22 protein-coding genes are annotated in these 24,667 nt (G+C 54.2%); 13 read left to right on the top strand and 9 right to left on the bottom strand.

Annotated features, from left to right (window positions below):
• Nucleotides 1-36 precede the first annotated feature (36 nt).
• On the bottom strand, nucleotides 37-2,265 hold the full coding sequence (locus tag P1X16_RS07845; RefSeq protein ID WP_277227389.1) for an OmpA family protein: 2,229 nt from the start codon (nucleotides 2,263-2,265) through the stop codon (nucleotides 37-39).
• 481 nt (nucleotides 2,266-2,746) lie between these two features.
• Here P1X16_RS07845 and yihA point away from each other — a divergent pair, with 481 nt between their 5' ends.
• The 3 genes from yihA to P1X16_RS07830 all read left to right on the top strand — a co-directional run bounded on the left by yihA (nucleotide 2,747) and on the right by P1X16_RS07830 (nucleotide 4,488).
• Nucleotides 2,747-3,364, top strand: coding sequence for a ribosome biogenesis GTP-binding protein YihA/YsxC (gene yihA / locus P1X16_RS07840; RefSeq protein WP_277227388.1), 618 nt, complete (start codon nucleotides 2,747-2,749; stop codon nucleotides 3,362-3,364).
• Nucleotides 3,365-3,440: 76 nt separating this feature from the next.
• Nucleotides 3,441-3,908, top strand: coding sequence for an energy transducer TonB (locus tag P1X16_RS07835; protein ID WP_277227387.1), 468 nt, complete (start codon nucleotides 3,441-3,443; stop codon nucleotides 3,906-3,908).
• Nucleotides 3,909-3,939: 31 nt separating this feature from the next.
• On the top strand, nucleotides 3,940-4,488 hold the full coding sequence (locus tag P1X16_RS07830) for a DUF5606 domain-containing protein (protein ID WP_277227386.1): 549 nt from the start codon (nucleotides 3,940-3,942) through the stop codon (nucleotides 4,486-4,488).
• A gap of 76 nt (nucleotides 4,489-4,564) precedes the next feature.
• On the opposite strand, the gene fbp is transcribed toward P1X16_RS07830, so the two are convergent.
• Nucleotides 4,565-5,578 carry a class 1 fructose-bisphosphatase gene (fbp, locus tag P1X16_RS07825; protein WP_277227385.1) on the bottom strand — a complete coding sequence of 338 codons (1,014 nt, stop codon included), beginning with the start codon at nucleotides 5,576-5,578 and terminating at the stop codon, nucleotides 4,565-4,567.
• Between the two features lie 166 nt (nucleotides 5,579-5,744).
• Between fbp and P1X16_RS07820 the strand changes: the two genes are divergently transcribed.
• From P1X16_RS07820 to P1X16_RS07800, 5 genes are all read left to right on the top strand, one after another.
• Complete coding sequence (locus P1X16_RS07820) at nucleotides 5,745-7,034, top strand: aspartate kinase (protein WP_277227384.1); 1,290 nt, start codon at nucleotides 5,745-5,747, stop codon at nucleotides 7,032-7,034.
• 207 nt (nucleotides 7,035-7,241) lie between these two features.
• Nucleotides 7,242-7,874 carry a peroxiredoxin gene (locus P1X16_RS07815; protein ID WP_277227383.1) on the top strand — a complete coding sequence of 211 codons (633 nt, stop codon included), beginning with the start codon at nucleotides 7,242-7,244 and terminating at the stop codon, nucleotides 7,872-7,874.
• A gap of 168 nt (nucleotides 7,875-8,042) precedes the next feature.
• The gene (locus P1X16_RS07810) at nucleotides 8,043-9,296 is read left to right on the top strand and encodes a glycosyltransferase N-terminal domain-containing protein (RefSeq protein WP_277227382.1); all 1,254 of its coding nucleotides are present in this window, start codon (nucleotides 8,043-8,045) and stop codon (nucleotides 9,294-9,296) included.
• Between the two features lie 112 nt (nucleotides 9,297-9,408).
• Entirely contained in the window at nucleotides 9,409-10,335 is a 927-nt protein-coding gene (gene rsgA, locus P1X16_RS07805; RefSeq protein ID WP_277227381.1) for a ribosome small subunit-dependent GTPase A, read from the top strand.
• A gap of 118 nt (nucleotides 10,336-10,453) precedes the next feature.
• Nucleotides 10,454-11,332, top strand: a complete 879-nt coding sequence (locus P1X16_RS07800) for an NAD(P)-dependent oxidoreductase (RefSeq protein WP_277227380.1) — start codon at nucleotides 10,454-10,456, stop codon at nucleotides 11,330-11,332.
• A gap of 92 nt (nucleotides 11,333-11,424) precedes the next feature.
• Here the strand turns inward: P1X16_RS07800 and P1X16_RS07795 are convergent, their stop codons facing one another.
• The gene (locus P1X16_RS07795; RefSeq protein WP_277227379.1) at nucleotides 11,425-12,072 is read right to left on the bottom strand and encodes a fasciclin domain-containing protein; all 648 of its coding nucleotides are present in this window, start codon (nucleotides 12,070-12,072) and stop codon (nucleotides 11,425-11,427) included.
• Between the two features lie 196 nt (nucleotides 12,073-12,268).
• On the opposite strand from P1X16_RS07795, the gene P1X16_RS07790 reads away from it, so the two are divergent.
• Nucleotides 12,269-12,727 carry a peptidylprolyl isomerase gene (locus P1X16_RS07790; RefSeq protein ID WP_277227378.1) on the top strand — a complete coding sequence of 153 codons (459 nt, stop codon included), beginning with the start codon at nucleotides 12,269-12,271 and terminating at the stop codon, nucleotides 12,725-12,727.
• A gap of 147 nt (nucleotides 12,728-12,874) precedes the next feature.
• Here the strand turns inward: P1X16_RS07790 and P1X16_RS07785 are convergent, their stop codons facing one another.
• Entirely contained in the window at nucleotides 12,875-14,404 is a 1,530-nt protein-coding gene (locus P1X16_RS07785; RefSeq protein WP_277227377.1) for a sigma 54-interacting transcriptional regulator, read from the bottom strand.
• A 304-nt stretch (nucleotides 14,405-14,708) separates the two neighbouring features.
• Nucleotides 14,709-15,815, bottom strand: coding sequence for a VWA domain-containing protein (locus tag P1X16_RS07780; RefSeq protein ID WP_277227376.1), 1,107 nt, complete (start codon nucleotides 15,813-15,815; stop codon nucleotides 14,709-14,711).
• Between the two features lie 175 nt (nucleotides 15,816-15,990).
• Here P1X16_RS07780 and P1X16_RS07775 point away from each other — a divergent pair, with 175 nt between their 5' ends.
• The 3 genes from P1X16_RS07775 to P1X16_RS07765 all read left to right on the top strand — a co-directional run bounded on the left by P1X16_RS07775 (nucleotide 15,991) and on the right by P1X16_RS07765 (nucleotide 17,935).
• On the top strand, nucleotides 15,991-16,272 hold the full coding sequence (locus P1X16_RS07775; RefSeq protein WP_277227375.1) for a DUF427 domain-containing protein: 282 nt from the start codon (nucleotides 15,991-15,993) through the stop codon (nucleotides 16,270-16,272).
• A 102-nt stretch (nucleotides 16,273-16,374) separates the two neighbouring features.
• Nucleotides 16,375-16,992, top strand: a complete 618-nt coding sequence (locus P1X16_RS07770) for a hypothetical protein (protein ID WP_277227374.1) — start codon at nucleotides 16,375-16,377, stop codon at nucleotides 16,990-16,992.
• 298 nt (nucleotides 16,993-17,290) lie between these two features.
• Nucleotides 17,291-17,935, top strand: coding sequence for a hypothetical protein (locus P1X16_RS07765; RefSeq protein WP_277227373.1), 645 nt, complete (start codon nucleotides 17,291-17,293; stop codon nucleotides 17,933-17,935).
• A gap of 83 nt (nucleotides 17,936-18,018) precedes the next feature.
• On the opposite strand, the gene P1X16_RS07760 is transcribed toward P1X16_RS07765, so the two are convergent.
• The gene (locus P1X16_RS07760; RefSeq protein ID WP_277227372.1) at nucleotides 18,019-18,996 is read right to left on the bottom strand and encodes an acyl-ACP desaturase; all 978 of its coding nucleotides are present in this window, start codon (nucleotides 18,994-18,996) and stop codon (nucleotides 18,019-18,021) included.
• A 112-nt stretch (nucleotides 18,997-19,108) separates the two neighbouring features.
• Nucleotides 19,109-20,740 (bottom strand): hypothetical protein, encoded by a 1,632-nt coding sequence (locus tag P1X16_RS07755; protein WP_277227371.1) that lies wholly within the window; start codon nucleotides 20,738-20,740, stop codon nucleotides 19,109-19,111.
• A gap of 186 nt (nucleotides 20,741-20,926) precedes the next feature.
• Between P1X16_RS07755 and P1X16_RS07750 the strand changes: the two genes are divergently transcribed.
• On the top strand, nucleotides 20,927-22,597 hold the full coding sequence (locus tag P1X16_RS07750) for a hypothetical protein (RefSeq protein ID WP_277227370.1): 1,671 nt from the start codon (nucleotides 20,927-20,929) through the stop codon (nucleotides 22,595-22,597).
• A 74-nt stretch (nucleotides 22,598-22,671) separates the two neighbouring features.
• On the opposite strand, the gene P1X16_RS07745 is transcribed toward P1X16_RS07750, so the two are convergent.
• Nucleotides 22,672-23,481, bottom strand: a complete 810-nt coding sequence (locus P1X16_RS07745) for a phytanoyl-CoA dioxygenase family protein (protein WP_277227369.1) — start codon at nucleotides 23,479-23,481, stop codon at nucleotides 22,672-22,674.
• 244 nt (nucleotides 23,482-23,725) lie between these two features.
• On the bottom strand, nucleotides 23,726-24,646 hold the full coding sequence (locus tag P1X16_RS07740) for a glycosyltransferase (RefSeq protein ID WP_277227368.1): 921 nt from the start codon (nucleotides 24,644-24,646) through the stop codon (nucleotides 23,726-23,728).
• Nucleotides 24,647-24,667 lie beyond the last annotated feature (21 nt).

Genomic DNA, 24,667 nt, shown 5'->3' with positions numbered 1-24,667 from the left:
AGAGCCCGGCCCGCTTTATATGATTCACCCAACAGCTTAGTCGTTGTCGGTCTTTACTTTGACTTTTTCGCCAGTGGCATCTTTAGCCTTCGAATCGATAGTACCATCCTTGGTAATGGTCTTGCTCTTTTCGTCGTTGGCGCCTTTGGTTTTCACCTTCACTTTGTCGCTGTCCTCATCCACTTTGGTTTTCACCTTGGTGCCATCGGCTAGCTTAGCTTTGCTTTTGCCTGGCTGAAGCGTCGCGCCAGCGCCCGGAACAGACGATGAGGTGCTGGTGCCTGCACCAGTGCTCGTGGTAGTTGCAGGTGCAACACCTGGAGTCAATACTGGTGCAGCTTCTCCTTCCTTCACAATCGGACGGAATTCCACGCGGCGGTTCAGCTGCATGTTCTCCGGCGAATCGTTGGCCGCGGCCGGACGACGCTCACCGTAGCTTACCGTTACCATCCGGGTCTCCGCAATACCCGATTTCTTTAGGTAGTTGTAGGCCGCATCGGCGCGGTTCTGGCCTAGTACGATGTTGTACTCGTCGGTATTGCGCGAGTCGCAGTGGCCTTCGATAGAGATATTAACGCCCGAATTTGCCTTCAGGATCGAGCTGATGTTGTCCAACTCGGTAATCGACTCAGGCCGCAGCTTGTACTTGTCGGTATCGAAGTAGATGTTCTTGAAGGCTACTTGCGATGTTGTGTCAACATATGGCACGTAGAAGTTCTTTTCTACAACGGTTGAGTCGTTGGTTGAAATCGGCACGGTAAATTCTTCCGTCACGATGTTCGTTCCATCCTTTGTTACGGCTACCTGGTACGCACGGCCCGACAGCACACTCACTTGATAGTCGCCAGTTATGGGCTTCGTTACGTCGCGGTAGCTGAGTGCCGTTTTATCGGCCTGCGTGCCACTGAATACCAATTCTACGCCCGGAATTACGGTGCTGTCGCGCTGCGAAAACACTCGGCCCCGAATAGTGGCGTTTTTAATGTAGTTAATGGTGTAGATATCCTTCTCCCCATAACCACCAATGCGGTACGACGACAGATAAGCGTAGCTACCATCCGGGCTTAAGCGGTAGTAGGTATCATCGTCGGGCGTGTTTACGGGGTAGCCCATGTTCTCGGGGCGGCCCCATCTTTTGGCTATCGAGTCGTACTCCGACTTGAAGATGTCGTAGCCACCCATGGTGTTGTGACCACGCGACGAGAAGTACAAAGTTTTACCGTCGCGGCTTAGGTACGGGCTATCGTCATCGTACTTGGTGTTGATGGCCGTGCCCATCGACTTAGCGGGGCCCCAATCCCCACCGGCTTGCCGGGTGGAATAATAGATGTCGAGCGAGCCGTCTTCGGAATACTTACCGGTCGAGAAGTAGATCGTGAGGCCGTCTGGTGTAATAAAGGCGTCAGACTCGAAGGCTTTCGAGTTAACGTTTTGATTTAGCTTCTTAGGCGCCGTCCAATCACCGCCCGACTTCTCCGAGTAGAAGATGTCGCCGTTCTCGTCCTGGCGATACATGAGTAGCTTAGAGTCATTGTCGAAAAGTTGGGTGGATGCATCGTGGCCTTTGCCGTTGAGCACACCGCTCAGCGAGCGGGGCTTATCCCAGTTTTCGTCGTCGATGCGCTTGGTTTCGAAGATGTCTTCGTAGTACTCGCCATCGGTGGCAAGGTTGCCGCCTTTCTTATCCCCTGTGTTGCCGGCGCCAGTCACGTTTTCGCCACGCGAGGTGAAAAGCAACAGCTTATCATCGCCCGAAATAACGGGGCTGTGCTCGGCATAAGGCGTGTTCACGGTTGGCCCGAGGTTCTTCACGAAGATATCCTTGGGGCTGTTGAACTGCACCTTGGCGTTCTTCGAGTGCTGAATCAGCTGCGCTAGCTCGGCTTTGCGCGTGTCCTTTGGCTTAAGCGTTACGTTGTAGGCTTGAAAGTGCGCAATAGCCTCGTCGAAGTTATAGTTCAGGTGGTCAACGCGGCCCAGCCAATACTCCACATCCTTGGACACCTTTGGCTTCAGCTTCTGGGCTTTGTAGATATAGTCACTGGCCTTCTCCTTATCAAACGACATGTAAGAAATACCAGCCCGGAACAAGGCTAGGGGATTATTCGGCTCCTTAGCCAACACTTGTTCATAGAAAGGAATAGATGCCCGATAGTTCTCTTGCTCGAAGAACTTATTTGCGGTCTTGAGCTGCTTGCGCGTGCTCTGAGCCAGCGTGGGCTGGGCCACGGCGGCAGCAAGAGCGAAAGCGCAAGAGGCTTTCAATAACCTTCTGACTAAGTTGTCCATTGTTGGAGGGGTTTGAAGAATAAGGAGATGCGGAGGAGTTTGGAGAGAAAACTGCGGGCGCAACTAGTGGCCAGGCCGGTTGTAAATGAGTTGCCTCGTTATACTGAAAACCCTAACAAGGGTTAAGTAGGACGTTAATTTTTGCTATGCAAAGCGCCAGAAAGAACTCTTTTAAGAGATTAATGCTTTTTAGTTATTTGCGCAGTAGAAGGCAATTTGCGGGCAAAGATAGAAATTTTATAATGCGACCTTAATCTCATCCTACTACTTCACAAGTATTTAAAAATTTAGATTTATGCGGACATAGGTTCCTAGCCTATTTACAATTATGAATACTAGGTAACGCGCAAATATAGACGGGCTTCAGACATAGCAATGGTTCTAGCTGAAATTTTATATTCCCGACCTTTTGCATTCTTACCTCCTACCTTTGCACGTAAACTAGTTTAGCTGTTGTATGCAAATTCGTGAAGCCGAGTTTTTGATGAGTAATACGCGGGTCGATCAATGTCCGGCGCCCACTCTCCCCGAATATGCGTTTATCGGCCGATCTAACGTTGGCAAATCGTCGCTTATCAATATGCTGACCGAGCGGCGGGGTTTGGCTAAAACTTCTTCGTTACCGGGTAAAACGCAGTTAATCAACCATTTTCTTATCAATAAGCAGTGGTATCTGGTTGATTTACCAGGATACGGGTATGCAAAAACCAGTAAAACAAACCGGGTAGCGTGGACCCGCATGATTAATTTTTATTTGCGGCAGCGCCCCAACTTAGCTTGTGTGTTTGTCTTAATTGACTCGCGTCATCCGGCGCAAACTGTCGACTTGGAATTTATGGAAATGCTCGGCACAGAAGGCATTCCTTTTGTGATGGTATTTACAAAAGCCGATAAACAATCGAATAGCCGCACCCAACTCCAAGTAGCTGACTACATGAAAAAAATGTCGGAGAACTGGGATGAAGTGCCACAACATTTTATTACGTCGGCAGAACAAAAAACTGGCCGCGAAGAGTTGTTGGCTTTCATTGAGAATGTAAATCGGCAGCTAGCCGAAGCACAGCACAATGCCTAAATTGGCCCTGAAATTGCCATGACCGCGGGCGCATTGTCGCCTTGCTTTCCTACCTATCTTCTTGCTTCTACTTCTCATGAAAAAACTCACATTTGCGCTAGCGCTGGGCTTATTTGCTGGCTCCGCTTCCGTTTTTGCGCAAACTACCAAACCTAAATCGGCGGCTCCGGCCCCGGAAACTGCCCCCGCCCCTGCGGCCGCACCCCAGCACCAGGCTGGCGGTATCAACAAGTCTATTCCGGTGGCCGAATACTACGAAGGCGGGCAGGATGCCATGTATGCCTTTATCGAGAAGGAAAAGAAATACCCTATCCTGGCTAAGCGCAACCGCATTCAAGGCACTTGCGTGGTGAGCTTCACGCTCACCACCAGTGGCACCTTAGAAGGTGTGAAGTTGGTGAAAGGAATTGGTGGTGGCTGCGGCGAAGAAGCACTGCGTGTGGTTCGGTTGCTGCAATTCAAGAAGCCCGACTACGCCATCTTAACCAGCTTGCCAATCGTGTTTAAATTGTCGGCGCCGGGTCAAGCCGCCGCGACTGAGTAACTTTGCCTTTTCAAACAACCGTACTGTACTTATGCCCTACGACCTCAAGGAGATTGCCGCTATCAGCGGAATGCCCGGTCTGTACCGCCTCGTGAAGCCTACCCGCGCCGGGGTTATTATTGAAAGCCTGGATGCGCGTGCCGCTCGTTCCGTAGCCTCTGCCCGCAACAAGGTGTCGTTGCTCCAGGAGATTTCCATTTACACTCAGGATTACGACCAAACGGTGCCCCTGACGGAAGTTTTCGACCGTATCCATCAAAAATATGGCACCGAGCTAACGGTCAACAACAAGTCCGACGACCGGGACCTGACGGCCTTCATGGGCGAAATCATTCCCGATTACGACCGGGACCGGGTGTATATGTCGGACATCAAAAAGCTGGTGCAGTGGTACCAGGCCGTGAGCAGCACCTTGGAATACCAAGCGCCCGCCACCGAAGAAACCACAGAAGCTACTAGCACGACCGCTGAAGAGCCTGAAGCTGTAAGCGTAGCCGCCGATGCTGCTCCCGCCGAGGAGGGCACTGCTAAGAAATCGAAAGGCAAGAAGAAGACAGACGAGACTACCGCCAGCGAATAGTCGTTAGCTTCTTCTATTGCATCAAAAAAGCCCGCCGGATTGCTCCGGCGGGCTTTTTTGCAAATTTCAGTTTCTACTAGCTTACTTCCTGCTCTTGCGCCAAGAATGCTTCGACTTGCTCTACGAGTTCTTTCGAGCCAATAAACAAGGGGCAACGGGCGTGCATGTCCTGGGGTCGAATTTCCATGGTGCGCATCTGGCCGTTGCTGGATTTGCCGCCGGCTTGCTCTACAATGAAGGCCAGCGGGTTGCACTCGTACATGAGGCGCAGCTTGCCATCGGGCGACTTGTTGGTAGACGGATAGATATAGATGCCGCCCTTGAGCAGGTTGCGGTGGAAGTCGGCAACCAAAGAGCCGATGTAGCGGGCCGAGAAGTTGTCTTGCTTGCACTGCTCGACGAAAGCGGCCACACCTGGTGAGAAGGAAGCAGAGCTACCTTCATTCACAGAGTACACCGTGCCCGTTTTGGGAGTAACAATTTGGGGATGCGAAAGGAAAAACTCGCCTAGTGAAGGCTCGTACGTAAAGCCGTTTACCCCGTTGCCCGTGGTGTACACCATCATGGTGCTGGACCCATAGATGACGTAGCCAGCGGCCACCTGGTTGGTACCGGTTTGCAAGCAGTCATCCATGGTGCCTTCCGTGCCAGTTGGCGACACCCGACGATAGATGCTGAAGATAGTGCCGATACTCACGTTTACATCGATGTTGGAAGAACCATCAAGCGGGTCAATGGCCACGATGTACTTTCCCTGCACGTTGCCGGTCTGGATAACTTCTTCGTCTTCCTCGCTGATAACCGTGCACACCTCACCCCCATTGCGCAGCGCCCGAATAAAACGAATGTTGGCAATAACATCGAGCTTTTGCTGGTCTTCGCCCTGCACGTTACGGTTGCCATACGCCCCGGCAATATCGATCAGGCCAGAACGGTTGATTTCGCGGTTCACGATTTTGGCGGCCAAGGCAATATCACGAAGCAACTGAGAAAGCTCCCCGGTTGCGTAGGGAAAGTCCTCTTGCTTGCGCATAATGAAGCGGTCCAGGGTAGTGCCAACGGGCAGCGCCAGCTTGTCGTGTTGGTTCATATAGGATGTAGGAAGATGAAAAGGTCGGGGTGTGCTCAAAATTAAGCCCTTTTTCGTGCTTGAGAAAGCGAAATTTCGCTGCAGCCGATTAAGGTAAGGTAATGTTGAGCTGTTCTCCTTGGAAGCCGAAGAAGCCGAGAAAGCGTCATTTCCTACATTTGACGCCATGCAGCACTCCCAATCTCTCAAGATTTACAAGTTCGGTGGCGCTTCGGTGAAAGATGCCGCTGCTATCACCAACCTTCGTAGCATTGTCAGCAAGCACGGCGCCGATGGGCCGTTGCTGATTGTGGTATCGGCGATGGGCAAGACTACGAATGCCCTGGAAGAGATTTTCCAACTTGCTTACGCTGGGCAGGATTATGCTGCTCTGCTATTGCAACTTGCTGATTTTCATCGGGCGGTAGCGCAAGAGCTGCTATCTGCTACTAACGAGGATGCTGCTTCCGCTACTGCCAGCAACGACCCGAGCCTAGAACAACTAGTAGAGCAGCTCGGCGACCGGCTAGCAACCCTGACCACCGGCGAATTCGACAAGCAGTACGACCAAGTGGTAAGTTTTGGGGAATTACTAGCCACCCGAATAGTGGCCAGCGCCTTGGGAGCCCAATGGCTGGATTGCCGCCCCCTGCTGCGCACCGACCATGCCTGGCGTGAAGGCCGCGTCGATTGGCCTACTACAGAGCGTAATCTGACAACGGCAGTGCCCCCGCTGCTCGCTAACGGACCCGTTGTGACGCAGGGGTTTCTGGGAGGTACGGCCAGTGGCCACACCACCACGCTCGGCCGGGAAGGCTCCGATTATACGGCCGCTATCTTCGCTTATTGCCTCGGGGCCGAATCCGTTACTATTTGGAAAGACGTGGCGGGGCTGTTGAATGCTGACCCCAAGATATTCGAGGACACGGTGCGCTACCCGGAAATCAGCTACCAGGAAACCATCGAAATGGCCTACTACGGCGCATCGGTTATCCACCCCAAAACCATCAAGCCGTTGGCTGTGCGGCAGATTCCGCTCTACGTGAAGTCGTTTGTGGATCCTACGGCCGAGGGCACCAAGATTCATGACTGCCGTCATGGGCTGTTGGTGCCGGCTTTTATTCGCAAAACCAACCAGTGCCTGATTTCCTTTGAGTCCAAGGACCTCACCTTTATTTCCGAGGAAAACCTGGAAGTGATATTTGGAGCGTTGGCGCAGGTTCGGCTGAAAATAAATCTGATGCAGAACTCGGCCATTAGCTTTTCGGTCTGCACCGACTTTTCCGCTTACCGGCTCGATAAGCTGCTGACTGCCCTGCGCGAACAATTCACGATTCACTACAACACCGACCTGGAACTCTACACTATCAAGAACTACGACGCTGCCAGCCTACAACGCCTGACCACTAGCCGAGAATTGCTCTTGGAGCAGCGCACCCGCCAGACATTTCAGTTCGTGTGCCGCAGCAATGCGTAGCGGAAATGCAACGGGGCTTGCGGTTGGGACCAACTCTTTTGTTGAGTACCGTATAGGGAGGAAACTTGATGCAAACAGTCAGTAGCAGGCAGCGGGGCATTTTCAGCCAATGCTTTTGCCTTACGCCTCACCTCTTGCTTGGCGAGGTGCTGCCTGCTCACTTGTCGTTTCGCACTCTCTCACCTCAACCATCTTATTTCCAGAAACATGGCAGTTCTTGTAGGCAAGCGTGCTCCTTCTTTCAAAGCTCCCGCTGTTATCAACGGCGAGTTAGAGGAAGATTTCTCGCTCGACCGTTACCTAGGCAAAAAGCACGTCATCTTTTTCTTTTATTCGGCTGACTTCGCGTTTGTTTGCCCCACCGAAATTCTTGCTTTCCAAGAACACCTAGCTGAATTTGAAGCAAAAGGGGTAGCCATTGTGGGCTGCTCTACCGACACCCGCTACACACACTTAGCCTGGCTGCAAACCCCGCGCGAAGAAGGGGGCATTATGGGTATCACCTATCCATTGGTAGCCGATGCCAGCAAAACCATTTCGGCCAACTATGATGTGCTTGGCGGCCGCTACGACTACAATGAGGCTGGCGAAATGGTGTTTGTAGGAATTCCGCTGGCGTACCGGGGCTTGTTCTTGATTGACCGAGACGGTATTGTTCGGCATCAGGTGGTGAATGATGGGCCGCTGGGCCGCAGCGTAGAAGAAGCCTTGCGCATGGTAGATGCATTGCAGCATTTCGAGGTGAAAGGCGAGATGTGCCCCGCCGGGTGGAAACCTGGCCATCAGGCCTTACCTCCTACCCGCGAAGGCCTAGCCAAATTCCTCGGCAAGCTTCACTAGGAAAGAGTTGTTTGTAGTCGGTTTCTGGCGGTCAGTTAACTGCAATTGATTACCAGAAACCGATTAGTGGTTGTTAGCTGTACTTTTGCGCGGCTTTCTGGTTGCTGAAGCTTCGCAATGCTTTGCTGGCTGCAATCAGAAGCTTACACCTAGCAACTACAACTGCTTTTGCATTTCCTGTATATACTTTCCTTACACCTGTATGCGCTGCTGTTGCGGCTGGTCTCGCCTTTTGTGCCTAAAGCGGCGCTCTGGGTGCAAGGGCAGCGCACCTTGCTGCCACGCATTCAGCAGGCCCTACAAGCCGAAACGGCTCCCCTGGCCTGGTTTCACTGCGCCTCACTCGGCGAATTCGAGCAAGGTCGGCCCTTGATGGAGGCGTACGCGCAGCAGTATCCTAGCCACAAAATAGTGTTGACTTTCTTCTCGGCCTCGGGCTACGAAGTGCGCAAAAACTGGCCGGGAGCGGCGTATGTGTTCTACCTCCCCCTGGATACGGCCGATAATGCGCGCCTTTTTCTGGCGGCGGTGCGGCCCCGGTTGGCCGTTTTTGTGAAGTACGAATTTTGGCACTACTTCCTCACAGAGCTTGAGCGGCAGCGCGTACCTACTATTTGCGTATCCGCCATTTTCTGGCCCAAGCAGGTGTATTTCCGGCCATGGGGTGGTTTCCACCGACAGATGCTGCGCAAGTTCACCCATATTTTCACCCAGAATCAAGATTCGGTGGAAATGCTACGCTCCATTGGGGTTCCGCAGGCCAGCGTAGCCGGCGATACGCGTTTTGATACGGTAGTGCGCACGGCCGCTGCCCCGCCGCGGGACTTACCGCTCCTTGATGCCTTCACCGACGATTGGGCGCCGGTGTTCATCATCGGAAGTTCGTGGCCCGAGGATTTGCCGGCTCTGACGCCGTTGCTGCAACAGTACCAGGATAAGCTGCGCTTTATTGTGGCCCCCCACGAAATCAGCGAAACCAATCTGCGCTTGGTAGAGGAAGTGTTGCCGGGCCGGGTAGTGCGCTACTCTCGTACCGACAAGGCTACCATAGCCGCGGCGCGGGTACTGCTTATCGATAACGTCGGATTACTGAATCAGCTGTACCGTTTTGGCCACTACGCGTACATCGGGGGCGCCTTTGGCAAGGGGCTGCACAATACGCTGGAGGCGGCAGCTTTTGGCTTACCGCTGTTTTTTGGGCCTACCTACCATAAGTTTCAAGAAGCGCAGGACCTGGTGGCTATTGGCTGTGCGTTTCCGGTTACTTCCGCCGAGGAGCTACTGAAAGTATTTGCTCCGCTGTATCACCGCGAAGACTTGCGCCTTACCGTACAAGACCTGAGTTTGGATTACGTACACGACCACAGCGGCGCTACCAACAAGATCATGCAGTGGCTTGCGGCCCAAGTAGTGACTGAGTAGCCGAGTATTTCAGAAAGATGCGCTGGAATTATTGCTCCCAAACTCCTTTCTCGGCTACTCACATAGTAAGTTACTTCACACTCAGTTACTGCCTTACCTAGTTACTCTATTTATGACCGGAACCATCGTTAAATCTACGGGCTCGTGGTACGTGGTGCGCGAGGCAGGCTCGGGGCAATTGCACCGGTGCCGGCTGCGGGGCAAGTTCAAAATGAAGGGCCTAAAGGTGAGCAACCCGCTGGCCGTGGGCGACCAGGTGGAGTTTACGGTAGAAGAACAAACGGAGGGTGCGGGCGTGATTCACCACATCGAGCCGCGCCGCAACTATATAATTCGCCGTTCGGTCCACAAAACCGAGCACGCCCACATTGTGGCCGCCAACCTCGACTTGGCCCTGTTGGTCGTGACGCTGGCCTCCCCAGCCACCTCGTTTGGTTTTATCGACCGGTTTCTGGTAACGGCCGAGGCATACAGCATCCCGGTAACGCTGATTTTCAACAAAACCGACCTCTACGACGAAGACCTGAACGATTACCAAGGCCAGGTGCAAGCTATGTATCAGCGCATTGGGTACCCCGGGCTTCGTTGCTCGGCCCATACGGGCGAGGGAATAGCGGCTATTGATGAATTGCTTGAGGGCCGTACCACTCTGCTTTCCGGCCACTCAGGAGTTGGCAAAAGCACGCTCATCAACACCCTCGTGCCCGACCTCGACATCAAAACCGCTGAAATCAGCGAGTTTTCCGACAAGGGCGTGCACACCACCACGTTTGCCGAGATGCTGGAAGTGCGCCCCGGCACTTTCATCATCGACACGCCCGGCATCAAGGAGCTAGGCTTGGTTGATGTGAAAGCAGGCGAGCTAGCGCACTTTTTCCCCGAGATGCGCGCCTTGCTCAACCAGTGCCGCTACCACAATTGCCAGCACACACACGAACCCGGCTGCGCCGTGCGCGAAGCCGTGGACAAAGGCAAAATAGCCCTCCCCCGCTACGACAGCTATGTAAGCATGCTGGAAGCCGACGATAACCGTAGGTGATGCGCTGAGCTTGTAAAATGGTGTGTTCGACGTGCTACGTTCACCGGCTGCACGTATGGTATATGTGGCGCAAGCAGAACGCCAAACGTGCACCCTCACCATCTTACAACTTCAAATTATGAAGATTGCCTTTCTAGGCCTTGGCAAAATGGGCGAAGCCATGGCAACCAACTTGCTGAAAGCCGGCCACGAGCTTACTGTGTATAACCGGACTTCCAGCAAAGCTGCTCCTCTCGAAAAGTTAGGTGCTACGGTGGCCGCTACCCCTGCGCAGGCGGTGCAAGATGCCGCCATTGCCTTCTCGATGGTAACCGACGACGTAGCTCTACAAGACCTGTGTATCGGCCCCGACGGGTTCTTACCGGCTCTAACTCAGGGCGCCGTTCATGCCTCGTGCAGCACCGTAGCCCCCGATACCAACCGTCGGTTGGCGGAAGAGCACGCCCGGCATGGGTCGCACTTGGTGGCTATACCGGTGTTCGGCAAACCCGAAGCGGCAGCAGCGGCCAAGCTCTGGTTGATTATGGCCGGCGACGAGGGCGCCAAGAAAACTTTGAAACCCGTGCTGGAAGTGTTGGGTCAGGGCAACGCCCAGGATTTTGGCACCGACCCCGGAGCAGCTAACGTCATCAAGCTGTGTGGCAACTTCATGCTTGGGGCCGCCATCCAGGCAATGGCCGAGGCTTTTACGCTAGCTCAGAAAAGCGGCCTTGAGCGGCAGCAGGTCTACGAGTTCTTTACGAGCACCCTTTTCAATTTACCTGTTTACAAAAGCTATGGCAAGTTGGTAGCAGAACGCCATTACCAGCCCGTTGGCGCTACGCCGGCTACCCTCCGCAAGGACCTGCGCTTGGTGCTCGACGAGGCTCGCACCCATATAGTACCCATGCCCTTCGCCAACATTATCTTCGATCAACTTTCAGCAACCACGGCAAAAAACGAAGAGGTGGATTGGGCTGGTTTTGCAGAGCGGGTAGCAGAAAATGCCGGTCTTTAGCTTCGAAACGAAGTACTGTAGTTTGTGCTACAACCAAAAAGAGCCCGGCTGCTACATGCAGCCGGGCTCTTTAAATATGAAATTCGAATAGCCTATTCCTCTTTCGGTAGCACTACGCCGTCGATGATGTGCGTGACGCCATTGCTGGATATAACGTCGGGGGTTTGTACGGTAGCGGGAGCATCGGTACCATTGCTTACCATTACTTTGCCTTCCTTCACGCTGATGGTCAGTTTCTGTCCGTTTACCGTTGTCAGTTGCTGACCGTCTCTCAGATCTTGCGCCAACAAGCGGCCGGCAATGACATGATATGTAAGTACCCCTTTCAGCTTCTCTTTGCTTTCCGGTTTCATCAGGCCATCAAGAGCGCCTTTGGGCAGCTTGTCGAAGGCGGCATTGTTAGGCGCGAAAACGGTGAACGGACCTGGGCCGCTCAGCGTGCCATCGAGGCCCGCGGCCTGCACGGCTTTCACTAGGGTAGTGACGCTGCTGGCCTGCACGGCATTCTGCACGATGGTTTTGTCGGGAGTCATGGCCACGCCGTCTACCATTACGCCTCCGGGCTTGGCCATGCGCGCCGAATCCGACATCAAGGCCGCCGAATCAACGGTAGTGGCCGTGTCGGGCGTGGTGGACGTGGCAGTTTCTGCGGTTTTGTTGTCGCCGCAGCTGCTGAGGCCAAGCGTGAGCAGGCTCATTGACAGCAAGCTTAAGGAGGCGGTGCGCAGAGAATTCTTCATAAAATGCAGAACAGAAGTTGATTGAAGTGATAAGCGTATGTTTGTCGCCTTGCAAGGCACAAATATGCTACGAAACTCTGCTAGTAACTGGATGTTTCTCGGATTTCAAAATGGCTACCTTTGTGCCAGGCCGGCATTTGTCGGCTTGCACTTATAGGGTTTAAGTGTTCGTTCCATCTGACTGTTTCCCACAATTATGAAAACTGCCGAAATCCACACCAACCGTGGTGTGATGAAAGTGGAGTTCTACGAGCAAGACGCTCCTAACACCGTAAAAAACTTCACTGACCTGGCTAAGAAAGGCTTCTACGATGGTTTGAAGTTTCACCGTGTCATTCCCAACTTCGTGATTCAGGGCGGTTGCCCCAACTCGCGCGAAGGTTCTAAGGGCATGGCTGGCACCGGCGGCCCTGGCTACAAAATCGACTGTGAGCTAACCGGCGACCACCAGTACCACGAGCGTGGTGCGCTGAGCATGGCCCACGCCGGCCGCAACACCGGTGGCAGCCAGTTCTTCATCGTCCACGACCGTCAGAACACGGCCCATCTCGACCGCAACCACACTGTTTTCGGCAAAGTGGTGGAAGGGCTGGAAGTGATTGATGCCATTCGCCCCAACGACGACATCCAGAAGATTGTGGTGAACGAGGAATAAGCACAGTCCCTACTTCATCTTAATAAAAAGGCCCAGCACATAAGGTGCTGGGCCTTTTTATTTTTCTTGTTGGGTAATAGTAACTGTGATGTAACAAAAACAGCCGCTTCGATTTGAGGCGGCTGTTTTTGTTAGCAATAAATCAAGCTACCGACGGCGGCCGCGCTGTGGGCGCTCGTCTTCGTCCTCATCGTCGTCGTCATCACCGAAGCTCGGCATGGTGAACATCGAGGAAAGCAAGTCTTTGAACTGCGCACCGGCAGTGAGGCGGTTGCGCGAAATCAAGCTGTACTCGGCGAGGCCGTGGAGCAGGAATTCCATCAGGAAGTAGGTGGTTTCCTTGTCCTCGTTGGGGTGCAACTCCGTTACGATGTCGCGCAGGCCGGGCACTTTGTCGAGAGCCGAACGATAGTCGCTGTCGGAGGCATCGTGCAGGATATCGACGGTGTTGCCGCTGCCGAACCACTCCTGCACCGTTTTGTAGGGACTGGTGCGGTTTTTTAGCTTCTTAGCTTTGTCAGGGTCGGGGAAGTAGTTCAGGAATAGCGTGCGGATGGCTTTTCCCATCAGCTTCTCGGCTACAATGCCAGCTCCCTCCTGCTCGCCTTCGTATACCAGCTCCACCTTACCCGTAACAGCGGGCACAGCAGAAATAAAGTCACCTACACGTACGTACGTTTTTTTCTCCCCATTGATAAGGGCACGCCGCTCGGCGCCGGCTATTACTTGCTCGTAAGCCGAAATAGTGAGGCGCGCCGACACACCGCTTTTAGCATCTACAAACTCCGAGGCGCGGGCTTCTACAGCTACCTGCTCCACCAAGTCGTGTACGATTTCGTTGGTGGTCACTAGGCCACGCTGCTCTTCCTTGATGCGGGCCTCTTGCTTGGTGATGCGCTTACCGATTTCGATAGATTTCGGGTAGTGCGTGATGATCTGGGCGTCGATACGGTCCTTGAGCGGCGTCACGATGGAACCGCGGTTGGTGTAGTCTTCGGGGTTGGCCGTAAACACGAATTGCAGGTCCAACGGAAGACGCACCTTGAAACCACGAATCTGAATGTCGCCTTCCTGCAGGATGTTGAAGAGCGATACTTGAATGCGGGGCTGCAAGTCGGGCAGCTCGTTGATAACAAAAATGCCACGGTGCGCCCGCGGAATCAGGCCGAAGTGAATAACCCGCTCGTCGCTGTAAGGCAGCTTGAGCGTAGCCGCTTTGATGGGGTCGGCGTCGCCGATAAGGTCGGCGACGGATACGTCGGGGGTGGCAAGCTTCTCGGTATAACGCTCGTCGCGGTGCATCCAGCTTACAGGCGTGTTGTCGCCGTGCTCGGCTATCAGGTTTTTCGCAAACACGGATAGCGGCTGCATGGGGTCGTCGTTTAGCTCGGAGCCTTCCACTACTGGGATATACTCATCGAGCAAGCCTACTAGCAAGCGGGCAATACGCGTTTTGGCCTGACCGCGCAAGCCAAGCAGGTTGATGTGGTGACCGGCCAAAATGGCGCGTTGCAGATCAGGAATTACGGTTTCCTCGTAGCCATAGATGCCCGGAAACACTTCAGTCTTACTTTGCAGCTTGGCAATCAGGTTATCGCGCAGTTCTTCTTTAACGGAGCGCGGCTGATACCCGCTGGCCCGGAGCTGGCCCAGCGTACGAATAGATTCTTGTTTCATCGGGAGTTGTAACGGGGTGTATAGGCCCCAAGTTGTTTAACCGCTTAGATGCGGCAGAGGTTCAGGCGCAATGTAACTAGTGAGGGCACGGCCGCCATTCTAATTGCCTTACATCATTATGTGCTACCCACTTAGTGGCAAGTTTCATAATCATGCACTAGCTGAAAAGGCACAGGCAAGTCGAGAAAATTTTATAGCTGGCATTTGCATATCAGCCGTAAAGCAGCCGCTAGGTAAGCAACAATGCTAGTTTTCCTCCCTAGTAAAGAAGAAAAACTAGCATTATTGCGTGTAAGGCGAATACCTAGAGCGTCTTGCGGCGGTTGCGCTTGTAGTCCTCAAAAATCATGTGGCCAAGGCCTTTCAACGAGGAATAGTAGGCTTTGCCTTGATTCACTTCCGTAAATTCATTCACAAACTGCTTCAAATATGGGTCGGAGGCAATCATGAACGTAGTGATGGGCACCTTGAGGCGACGGGCAGCGGCCGCCAGATTCAGGGTTTTGTTGACCACTTTGCGGTCCAGCCCGAAACTGTTTTTGTAGTAGCCGCCCGCCGGTTCTTTCAGGCAAGTGGGCTTGCCATCCGTAATCATGAAAATCTGCTTGTTGGGCGTCTTGCGCTTGCGCAGCAAATCCAGGGCTAGCTCTAAGCCAGCTACCGTATTGGTGTGGTAAGGCCCTACTTGCAAGTACGGCAGGTCTTTCACCTCAATCTGCCAAGCGTCGTTGCCGAACACCAGCACGTCGAGCGTGTCTTTGGGGTACTTCTGCTTAACCAACTCGGCGAGGGCCATAGCCACTTTCTTGGCCGGCGTGATGCGGTCCTCACCGTAGAGAATCATGGAGTGCGAAATATCAATCATGAGCACCGTGCTGGTTTGGCTCTTGTGCTCATTTTCGCGCACTTCCAGGTCACCTTCAGCCAGCATGAATTCTTCCGACAAGCCGTGGTTGAGCTGGGCATTGCGAATCGACTCGGTCATCGAAATCTGGTCTAGCGAGTCGCCAAACCGAAATTCGCGCATGTCGGTGCTTTGCTCGTCGCCTTGGCCGGTGTGCGGGGTGCGGTGGTTACCCTGCCCAGATTTTTTTAGCTTGCCAAAGATTTCTTCGAGCGAGCTTTTGCGAATTTGCTGCTCACTTTTGGCCGTGATGTTGAAAGCTCCCTCCTTCTGAGGATCTTCATCGATGTAGCCTTTCTTCTTGAGGTCTTCGATAAAGTCGCCCATCCCGTAGTCATCGTCGGTAAGGCCGTACTGCTTGTCTAGCTCGTTGAGCCAGGACAACGTTTCGGCAACATCGCCCGAGGTGATGGTGATGAGCTGCATGAATATTTTAAACAAAGAGTCGAAGCCTTTCTCGGGCGACTCTTCGGGCACGTAATCTCGGAAACGGAAGCCTGCGGACATAGGAAAAGGGTTGAGTTGTCAGAACAACGGGCGGGGAAAGTTAGTTTTTCATTTGTCGTGGTTTGTGTTTCAAGTTACATTATGGAACGCCAGGCCCAGATGAATTTCAGCCTTCAAACCCACAAACCAGACGACCACCTTACCAGTGAAAAGCAAACGTTAAAACCATACGTCTATGAAAGCAATTTGGAACAATACCGTCGTGGCCGAAAGCAATGACACCGTTGTGGTTGAAAACAACCATTATTTTCCGGCCGATTCTATCAAGAAAGAATTCTTCGAGGATAGCATTGCGCACACCAGCTGCCCCTGGAAAGGACGGGCCAGCTACTACTCGCTCCGCGTCAACGGGGAGCTAAACAAAGATGCCGCTTGGTTTTATCCTGAACCTAAAGAAGCAGCACAGCAAATTCAAGGACGAGTGGCGTTTTGGAAAGGTGTACAGGTAACCAGCTAAGCTGCAAAACTATACATCTATAACTGCAACTTCCTCTTGAACTAGACAGTAAATGCAGTAGAATGCTGGCACAGAAATAGCCGGCGTTCTACTGCATTTTTTATGAAAGCGCCTGTTGTTTCACTGCTTCTGGTTTTGCTGTCGGCTTGCGACGCACCCCGAGCCACCGAGGCGTCGGATCCGGCTACTTTGCGTGCTACTGCCACCCCTATTGCTACGGCCACACCGGTTAGCTTTCGGAAGGAACTGCGCGAAGGCACCCACCGATTTGTGCTGCAAACCACAGGCGAAGGCTCGCAGCGCCAAATGGAGCTTCGAGTGGAAAAAGATGGTAAAGAGCTAATTACCAATACGCAGGCCGTGGAAGGCACTGTGGAAGATGCCGTTGCGACCAACCTCAACAACGATGACTCTCCGGAACTATTAGTATTTATCACCGACGCAGGCAGTGGCTCCTACGGGCAGCTCCTCGGCTATGAATTCAAGGGCCAAGGCCGCCGTCCTCTTTCGCTGCCCGAACTCAGCGGCGCTGCCGCCAAAGGCTACCAAGGCCACGACACCTTCAAGGTGGAAGGCCAGGAAGTGGTCCGCACGTTCCCGATTTTTCTTGATGCTGACCCTAACTGCTGCCCGAGCGGTGGACAACGCTCCGTTTTATACAAGCTGCCGACTGGCAGCACGGTATTTCAACAAGTTAGCTATAGGAATCAAGCGCGCTGACCTTACATTGCAATAAACCCAGATTATTAATAACGAATCTTTGTCCGCACATCCCACTGAAGACCTTTTAATCAATTATTTCGCTTGCTATCGGCACGTGTTTACACGTTAGGAATTTGTATTTCGTATAGAATATAATACCTTGCGCCAATATTTCTACGCGCCGAACTAGATAGAATTGAGGAGATAACGCCGGCCACTTACCGCTTGATCTTTATCCGCTACTGCCATACTCGCCAAGAGCGTTGTGCGCAAAACAGACTTACTCCCACGTCCACTCTTCCCTAACCATATTACCATGAAAGCACGTGTTTTAGTGTTACTTAGCGCCTCTGTTGTGGCAGCCACTGCCTGCGACTCTTCGCGGGGCATTGTTGAAGACACTTCAACTCAAACGTCGACGGTGGAAAGCACTGTGGCTACCGAGCCAGTTAGCTTTTCTAAAGACCTGACGCAGGGTAATGCACGCTTTGAGATTCGTACTACTGGTTCTGAAGCTCAGCGGCAGCTTACCATCCGTTCGTACCGTGGGGCGGCCCTCACCACTGAGCCGGTGCGCCTCGATATTAATGGTGCTGTACGGGAAACGGTGACGGGTGACCTGAACGGCAACGGCAAACCTGAAATCTACATCTTCACCGATGCTTCCACCGCGAATGGTGGTTTCTATGGCTACGAGTTTTCGGATCGGGCTTACACTCCTATCACAGGTCCTGGCTTGATTACGGGTCCTGCTGCCGTGGGCTATGCGGGCAAAGACACGTACACATTAAGCAACAACATGCTTAGCCGCACCTTCCCCCTAGCGGATAATTCTGCTTCCGCTGCTTCTACCGATGGTGCTGCTTCCGCTACCACGACGCCTGGCTCGCGCACCATCACCTACAAGCTCGACCCCACCGGTAAATGGGTGATGGGCCAAGTGATGGACGGCCAGCCTTAATAAATAGTAAACTAGCACATGAAAAAGCCCCCGTAGCATAGCGTTACGGGGGCTTTTTCATGTGCTAGTTTTTAGCGCAATAATTACTCAATCCACTTGAACTTGTATTCCAGCTTGGGTACCGGCATCCGGTCGGCAACCCGACGCAGACGGTTGGGTAGGGCCATAACGTAGTCCCGAGCTTTTTCAGCGGCGCTGTTGAGGCCTGTCATGTGGTCGACTTTCCAGGTGTTAATCAGGCTTTCTAGAATGTCGGTGTAGTCTTGGCTGGTGTACACGCCGAGGCGCTGTGCGGCATCGGTGAAGTGCCCGTAGGTCTTGCCCATCTCGACGCCTAGCTCCCGCATGTAGTGGGCAGGCATCACAATTTTCTTGCGCATCATGTCTTCGAAGGCCAGCATCATTTCCGATGGGTCCACTTCGAAAATCTTTTCTACGAACGTCTGATACACACGGGCGTGGCGGGCCTCGTCGCCGGCAATCATGCCGCAGAGCTTCGACAAGGAAGCGTCGCCGGCTTTGCGGGCCAGTGTACCTACGCGGCGGTGCGAGAGGTTGGTAGCTGCTTCCTGGTAGCTGGTGTACACGAAAGCCCGATACGGGTCGTGGGCGGTTCCAAGGTCGAAGCCGTCGGCAATGAGGTGCTGCGTGCTGGCCTCAAACTCGCGCATGTTTACGCGGCCGCTGAGGTATAGGTAGCGGTTAAGCAAATCGCCGTGGCGGTTTTCTTCGGCCGTCCAGCCCCGAATCCACTGCGCCCAGCCGTTGTCACGGTCGCGGTCTAGGTCGTCGAGTTCATGAAACCAAGCTTCGTAGTTGGGCAGGGCCTCTTCGGTGATAGTGTCGCCGATGAGTACGGCTAACAGATCGTAGCTTAGTTCGGCAGCTCGCTCACGCAGCAGCTTTACTTCATCGAAGAAGGTATCGAGCCGCGAGTCGGGCAGGAAATCAGATGGTTGCCAGCTATCCTCTACGCTTTTCAGAAACGTACCGAGGTTGTTGCGAAGAAATGGTTCAATGTGCCTGAGAACCTCGCTGCGGGAAGTGACGGTCGCAATCATGGTGTAGTAGGGAGAAAGTTGCAGGAGAAGAGAGTCTCAAAGGTATATACTCAGTACCCTCAAATACGCGGAATAAATTCACCTGGACTGCTATAAAATTTTGTCCTCACGCTTATTTCATGCTTTGTTCATGCAGCAAATAATAACGCAGCGTGTCAGCAGCCCCGGCTCGCACCGTTGACTCAGGGAGTAGCTTTGCAGCGGCTGAACCATTGGCGTTGAGTTGCTTATTGAGTATACGAGCTCCGCTTGGAGTAAGTAACAACTGTACCCTTGGATTTAATTTTGCTAGGCTCCTGATGCTTTCCGCATAGGCGCGGGTGCCGGTCAATTGTTGTCGCCATACAGCCTGTGAGGGGTTGGCAGTGGTCCAGCCCGAGAGCATCATCATTTTGGCAGGGTGCGGATCGGGGTTACGAAACGGGCTGGCCGCCTTGTAGGTAGCGGGCAGCACATCGGTAATCAGCAGGGTATTGGCTGGCAAAGCGGCCGTAAGCTGCGCTCGAAGTTGTTGGTTGTGACGGCGCTCGGCCTGTAGTACAGTGCGGCGGTGCCAGGTTTTGTAGGCGTAAGGGCCAGCGGCTACGGCTAGCGCAGTCAGTACCAAGGTGAGTGGGCGGGTGGCCGAGGACAACCGAGTTTCGCGCAGCACATAAAGCAAGTTGCTTAGCACCCAGAAATCGAACAGCGGCAGACCCACCCGAGGCGGCAGCTTCATTATAATGCCAAGCACCAGCAGCAGCCCCACATACCCTGCCTGAGTTAGCCAGAACCACTGCCGCTGACGTAGGCCTTGGGTCTTGGCAATCCATATCAGCAGTAGGGCTTGCAGCAGCAAGAGCGGAAAATAGTCGCGTACCACCAAGCGCAGCATCACTTGCAACTTGAGGGGCGCAATGGTGCGCAGAAACCAGAGCGGCTGGTACTGCGTGGCCCGCCGAAACATAGCTTCGTTGATGATGGTGGAATCGGCCATCATCCAGTTAGCTACTGCTTGCAACCCCAGGCTGTCGGAGGGGGTACGGGGCACGGGGCGCAAAATCTGATAATCGTTGAGATGCGCTTTCGGTACGTCCAGAGCCGCCAGGGTCTTGGTTTGAGAGCTGCTGGTTAAACTCAATACTGCGGCGCCAATGCCAGCCCACAGCACAGCGCTAAGCAGGATGGGCAATGCGCGTCGGCCGCTTAGCCACCAAGCGCCCGGCGCAGCTATAAGCAACCCCATAAGGGCCGGGGCAGGCCGGATCAGCCAACTAAGCCCGAAGGCCACTACTCCTAAGTAGAAGGCACCCCAATGCTGAGGGCGTTGCGCTGCAAACAGCACTCCAGCACCCGCCAGCAACAACGGAACGCGCACGTAGTTGAACCAGAACCCATGTTCCAGCCAAGCCACGAAGAAAAACAAAACCAGTAGCGCCACCTGCTTGGCCGGCGATACTCGCCCCGTAAGCAATTGGTCGAGGACCGAGAAAACCAAAACAGTGGCTACATAAAGCAGAGCATACAGCATCAACCCGAACCAAGGCACCGCCGGAAAAAGCTGATACAGTCCGGCGAACAAGGCACCGAACCCATGAAAGTAAAGGTGCAGATCAGTAACGGGTGCCGCCGCCGCGGTGCCGCGCAGCAGCAGAATTATAGCCGGGTCGTCGTTGGTTTCAAAGTAGCAACCAAGCCCCCAGCAAGCTAGCAGCAGCAACAATGCGGGCAGCAACACGCGCCGGAAAAGTTTGGGCCAAGGCAACAAGTAAAAAGGAGGCAGTTGGTTAGGAAGGAAGTAGCAGGTTTCGCTCTGACAGCCAAAGCTAAGTAAACAAGCCGGCCAAAAGCAGGTAAGCAGATTTAGTGCGCCTGAAACTTAGTTGTTCCTCTCGTTCCCGGCCGTTCATTACCTATCAGCACCTCAGTTGATTTCACCACCTTTGCCGGCGTGAATCAACGTTGGCTTTTTCGTTTGCCTCATCTGGCACTGGGCTTGGTGCTCGTCTTTACGGTAGCTTTTTTTGCCCTAACCCACGAGGGGCTGTATGACCTCGACGACCTGCTGTACGCGCGCTACGCCCACGCGCTGACAACGGGTTCCTACCGTCCCCTCCCCGACCCGCAGCACGTATTCCACGACCCGTTACAAGAACGGCTACTCATTTTTGGGCCGGTAGCGGGATTCTACCAGCTGCTAGGGGTCGACATTATCAGCACCACTCTTTGGCCGCTGCTCTGCACGTTGGGCTGTTCTATTCTTATCTGGGCGCTATACCGACGGCGCGAACCGGTAGTAGCCGCGGGAGTTATGGTGTTATTAGGGCTGCATTATTTCACGCTCAACCTCAGCACCTACCTCTATCCCGACAACATACTGATGTTCTGGTGCTTGGCTGGCGCGGCTGCGCTGCTTACGGGGCGGCGGCCTCAGCAGGTGCGGCCCGGGGCCTGGGGCGCGGGGTTTGCGGTACTGAGTTTTGCCGCGTTGCTATGCAAGGAAACCATTGCGTTCTACGTGCCTTTCTATGTCGGACTACTGGGGTTGGATGCGTATCGGCGGCGCTACGGCCGGTTTTGGGTGGCGGCATTGGTTACGGGCGGGGTGCTGCTCGGGGCCTACCTGCTGTACTATCAATATCTGACCAACGACCCGCTCTACCGCTACCACGTCATCGAGCAAACCAACGCATATATGAGCGACGGTAACTACGTGCAAGGCCACCGGGGCGCTTTGCTCGGCCGCGTGACGTGGGAACCACTGCGTTTTTTTGTGGGTACTGGCGTAGGAATAATGCTGGTGTTAGCTGCGGCAGCTGCCTTATCAACTCGATGGAAACGCGCTGCTACTGCCTCCCCTGCTGACTCTACTACCGACGCTTTATTTTGGGTGGCGCTAGCGGCAACTACGCTAGGATTCTATTGGTGGGGAAGCACGTCGTTGCGCGAGTACAACCCCATTTCCTTGCAGCCACGCATGATGACACCGCTGCTGCCCCCTTTGGCCATAGCGGCGGGCTTTGGACTCCGCGCTTTCTGGCAAACAGGACGCGGGGGTTGGCTTATGGGCGGCGTCCTGTTGCTGTTCGCAGGGTGGTTGCGCAGCGCGGTATCCATCCCCTACGGTTTGCTTGGTGTGCTTTTTCTGGGCTCGTCGCTCTTGCGGCAACAGCTGCCCCTACGGTATCGGCCGGGCACGACGGGCCTTGCGGGCTTGCTTCTCCTCGGGTTAGCTGTGGCGCTCCTGATACGGCCGGTGCACTTCATGCGCAAGCCCACGGTCTCCTCGCATTTCGCCCAAAACAGAATACTACAGGCGCATTTGCAGGCTCCACATAAAGGCGTAGTATTCGTAGACGAATTTCTACTGCGCACCCACGACTTCTACTACAGCTTCCGAGTTCCACCGGGCTTGCGGTTCCGCAGCTACCTGTCCCGCGACTCGGTGCGGCTACTTCCAGGCGAGAAAACCTGGTTGCTACTCAACCGCAGCACCCTCACTAACGAAGAGCTTACCCGCAAGCTCATCCGCTACTCCCCCGACTCGGTAACGATGTGGTTTCCCCAGCACAAACTAGTGGCACAGGAAGGCAAGGTAGAGCTGTATGAGGTAGTCAGGTAATGCTTTCTAGATGGCAGCATGCGGATGCTACTCGTATCAGCGGCAGACCAACTTAGTTGGCTTCTTGAAATAGGTTAGGCTTGCCAAAACCGCATTTCCAGCGAAATACGCGTGGCATCGGCGTTAAGGTTGACAGCCCCGCCGTGGAGCAAGTAGGGTGAGAAAAGTAGCACTTCTTCGGGGCCTGGGTTGGGGCGGATAAGCTCTAGAGGTGCTGGCGCCCCCTTCACCCCCGGCACCGTGTAGGTGATACCATTATAAACGGCCCCCTGTTGGGTACGCTCGGTCTGGTTTTCGGGCCACCAATGACTGCCGGGAATCAGGCTTAGCGAAGAATCGGCGGTGCTACCGGCTACGGGCACGTAGATATTAACGCAGTTGTCGTAGTCGGGCAGCCACACGTCGCGGTGCAGAGGATTGTTGTCGGAGCGGCCGGGACGCACGATGCGCAGGTGGAAGATGCGGGCATCGTCGAAGGGATTGTGCGCCTGTACGGGACGGCCGCACAGCTCTCCTACCCTGGCTTCCAGCAAAGCAGCCGGCACCGGCAAATGGTCGAGCGTGTATTCTTTGGTGGTATTTACTACGGCCAAGTGCCGTGCCTGGTCGTCGCCTACTATGAGGTGATACTCGCTGACTGGAAAATCGGCGGCAACCGGCATACCAGCGCTTCGCAGCGCCTCCCGTACCAGTTCGGCTAAGCCTTCTTGCAATTGCTGCTGCTCGGCTGGAGCCAGAAAAGGAGCAACAATGTAGCCTTTGGCGGCCCACGCAGTACCGGCTGTCAGGTCGATGCTGCTGGCCAGCAACACCCGATCTTCACCCGGATTGCTTTCCCCTTCTATCTGATACGTAACAAGATGCTGATTGACGCTAACTTTCATAGAGGTGCGCTTAAAGCAATTTAAGGCTTGCAAGATACTAGGACGGCTTGATGCAGGCTGCAGTTCCCTTTCCTAGTCAATACGAATTTCCTTTAATAGGTGAAGCTGATAAGGCAGTTAATAGAGTAACTAAACACGCTTCGCTTCTGTCATTCCGACGCAGGAGGAATCTGAGGAAACTCTTGTGAATCGGTAACTCAGATTCCTCCTGCGTCGGAATGACAGGCAAGCTCCTATTCCATACTTACTTCCACAGATGGCTCCAGTGGCCCAGCAGCCAATCCAGCGGCTGCTGTTTGCCGGTTTGCAGGAGCAGTTCGTAAAGAGTGGCGGCGTCGGTATTGCTGCCCCAGCGGATAGCTTGGCGCATTTCCCAACGCAAACGCACGGCCAGGGCGTCCCACTCGTCGGGCGTTTGGCACAGGCGTAGGGCTTTGCGGCAGGTTTGAATGGTGGAGGCTAAATGCGGGTCGTGGGGGCGGTAGGCGCGGCGCGACATGGCCTGCGGGTGCACCCGTTTCTGCGTGGTTACTTCGTCCAGAAAGTAAAAAGCCCAGTTGCGGGCAGCCCGCACCCAGAAGTCGAAGTCCTCATAATAGAGCGTTTCGTCGTAGCCGCCTAGCTCGTCAAGAGTGGCGCGGCGCATCATCATGGTGGGCGTGCTGATGAAATAGCGGCGCAGCACCTCGGCAAAAACATAGCCCGATGCCGGCCGCGGGTGCAGCCCCTGCGGAGTGCGGCGAAAGTGGAAGCGCACGTGTTGCGAGGCTTCGTTAATCAGTTCGGCATCGGAGTACACCATCCCGTAGTACGGCGGCAGCTGCTGAAAGGCCGCTACTTGCTGGGCTATGCGCTGGGGCAACAGCACATCATCGGTGGCGAAATCAAGCAGAAACTCACCCCGCGACAAACGGTACGCTTGGTTGAAAGCGGCGCACAAGCCCAAGTTGCGCGGCTGGGCCAAGAGTCGCCACTCTGGATTGGCCTGCGCGTATTGCTGCATGATGGCTAAGCTGCCATCGGTGCTGGCGTTGTCCACCAGAATTACTTCCAGCCTCGGGTACGACTGCGCCAAAATGGAATCCAGCGCGGCCGGCAGAAAGCGGGCGTGATTGTAGCACAGCGCCACAATACTGACGATGGGCAGGTCGGCGGAGTCAGGCACTGAATTGATGAATAAGCAATA

The organism is Hymenobacter sp. YC55, from assembly GCF_029433095.1.
Taxonomy (GTDB): domain Bacteria; phylum Bacteroidota; class Bacteroidia; order Cytophagales; family Hymenobacteraceae; genus Hymenobacter.
This window is presented reverse-complemented; position numbering and strand designations above follow the sequence as displayed.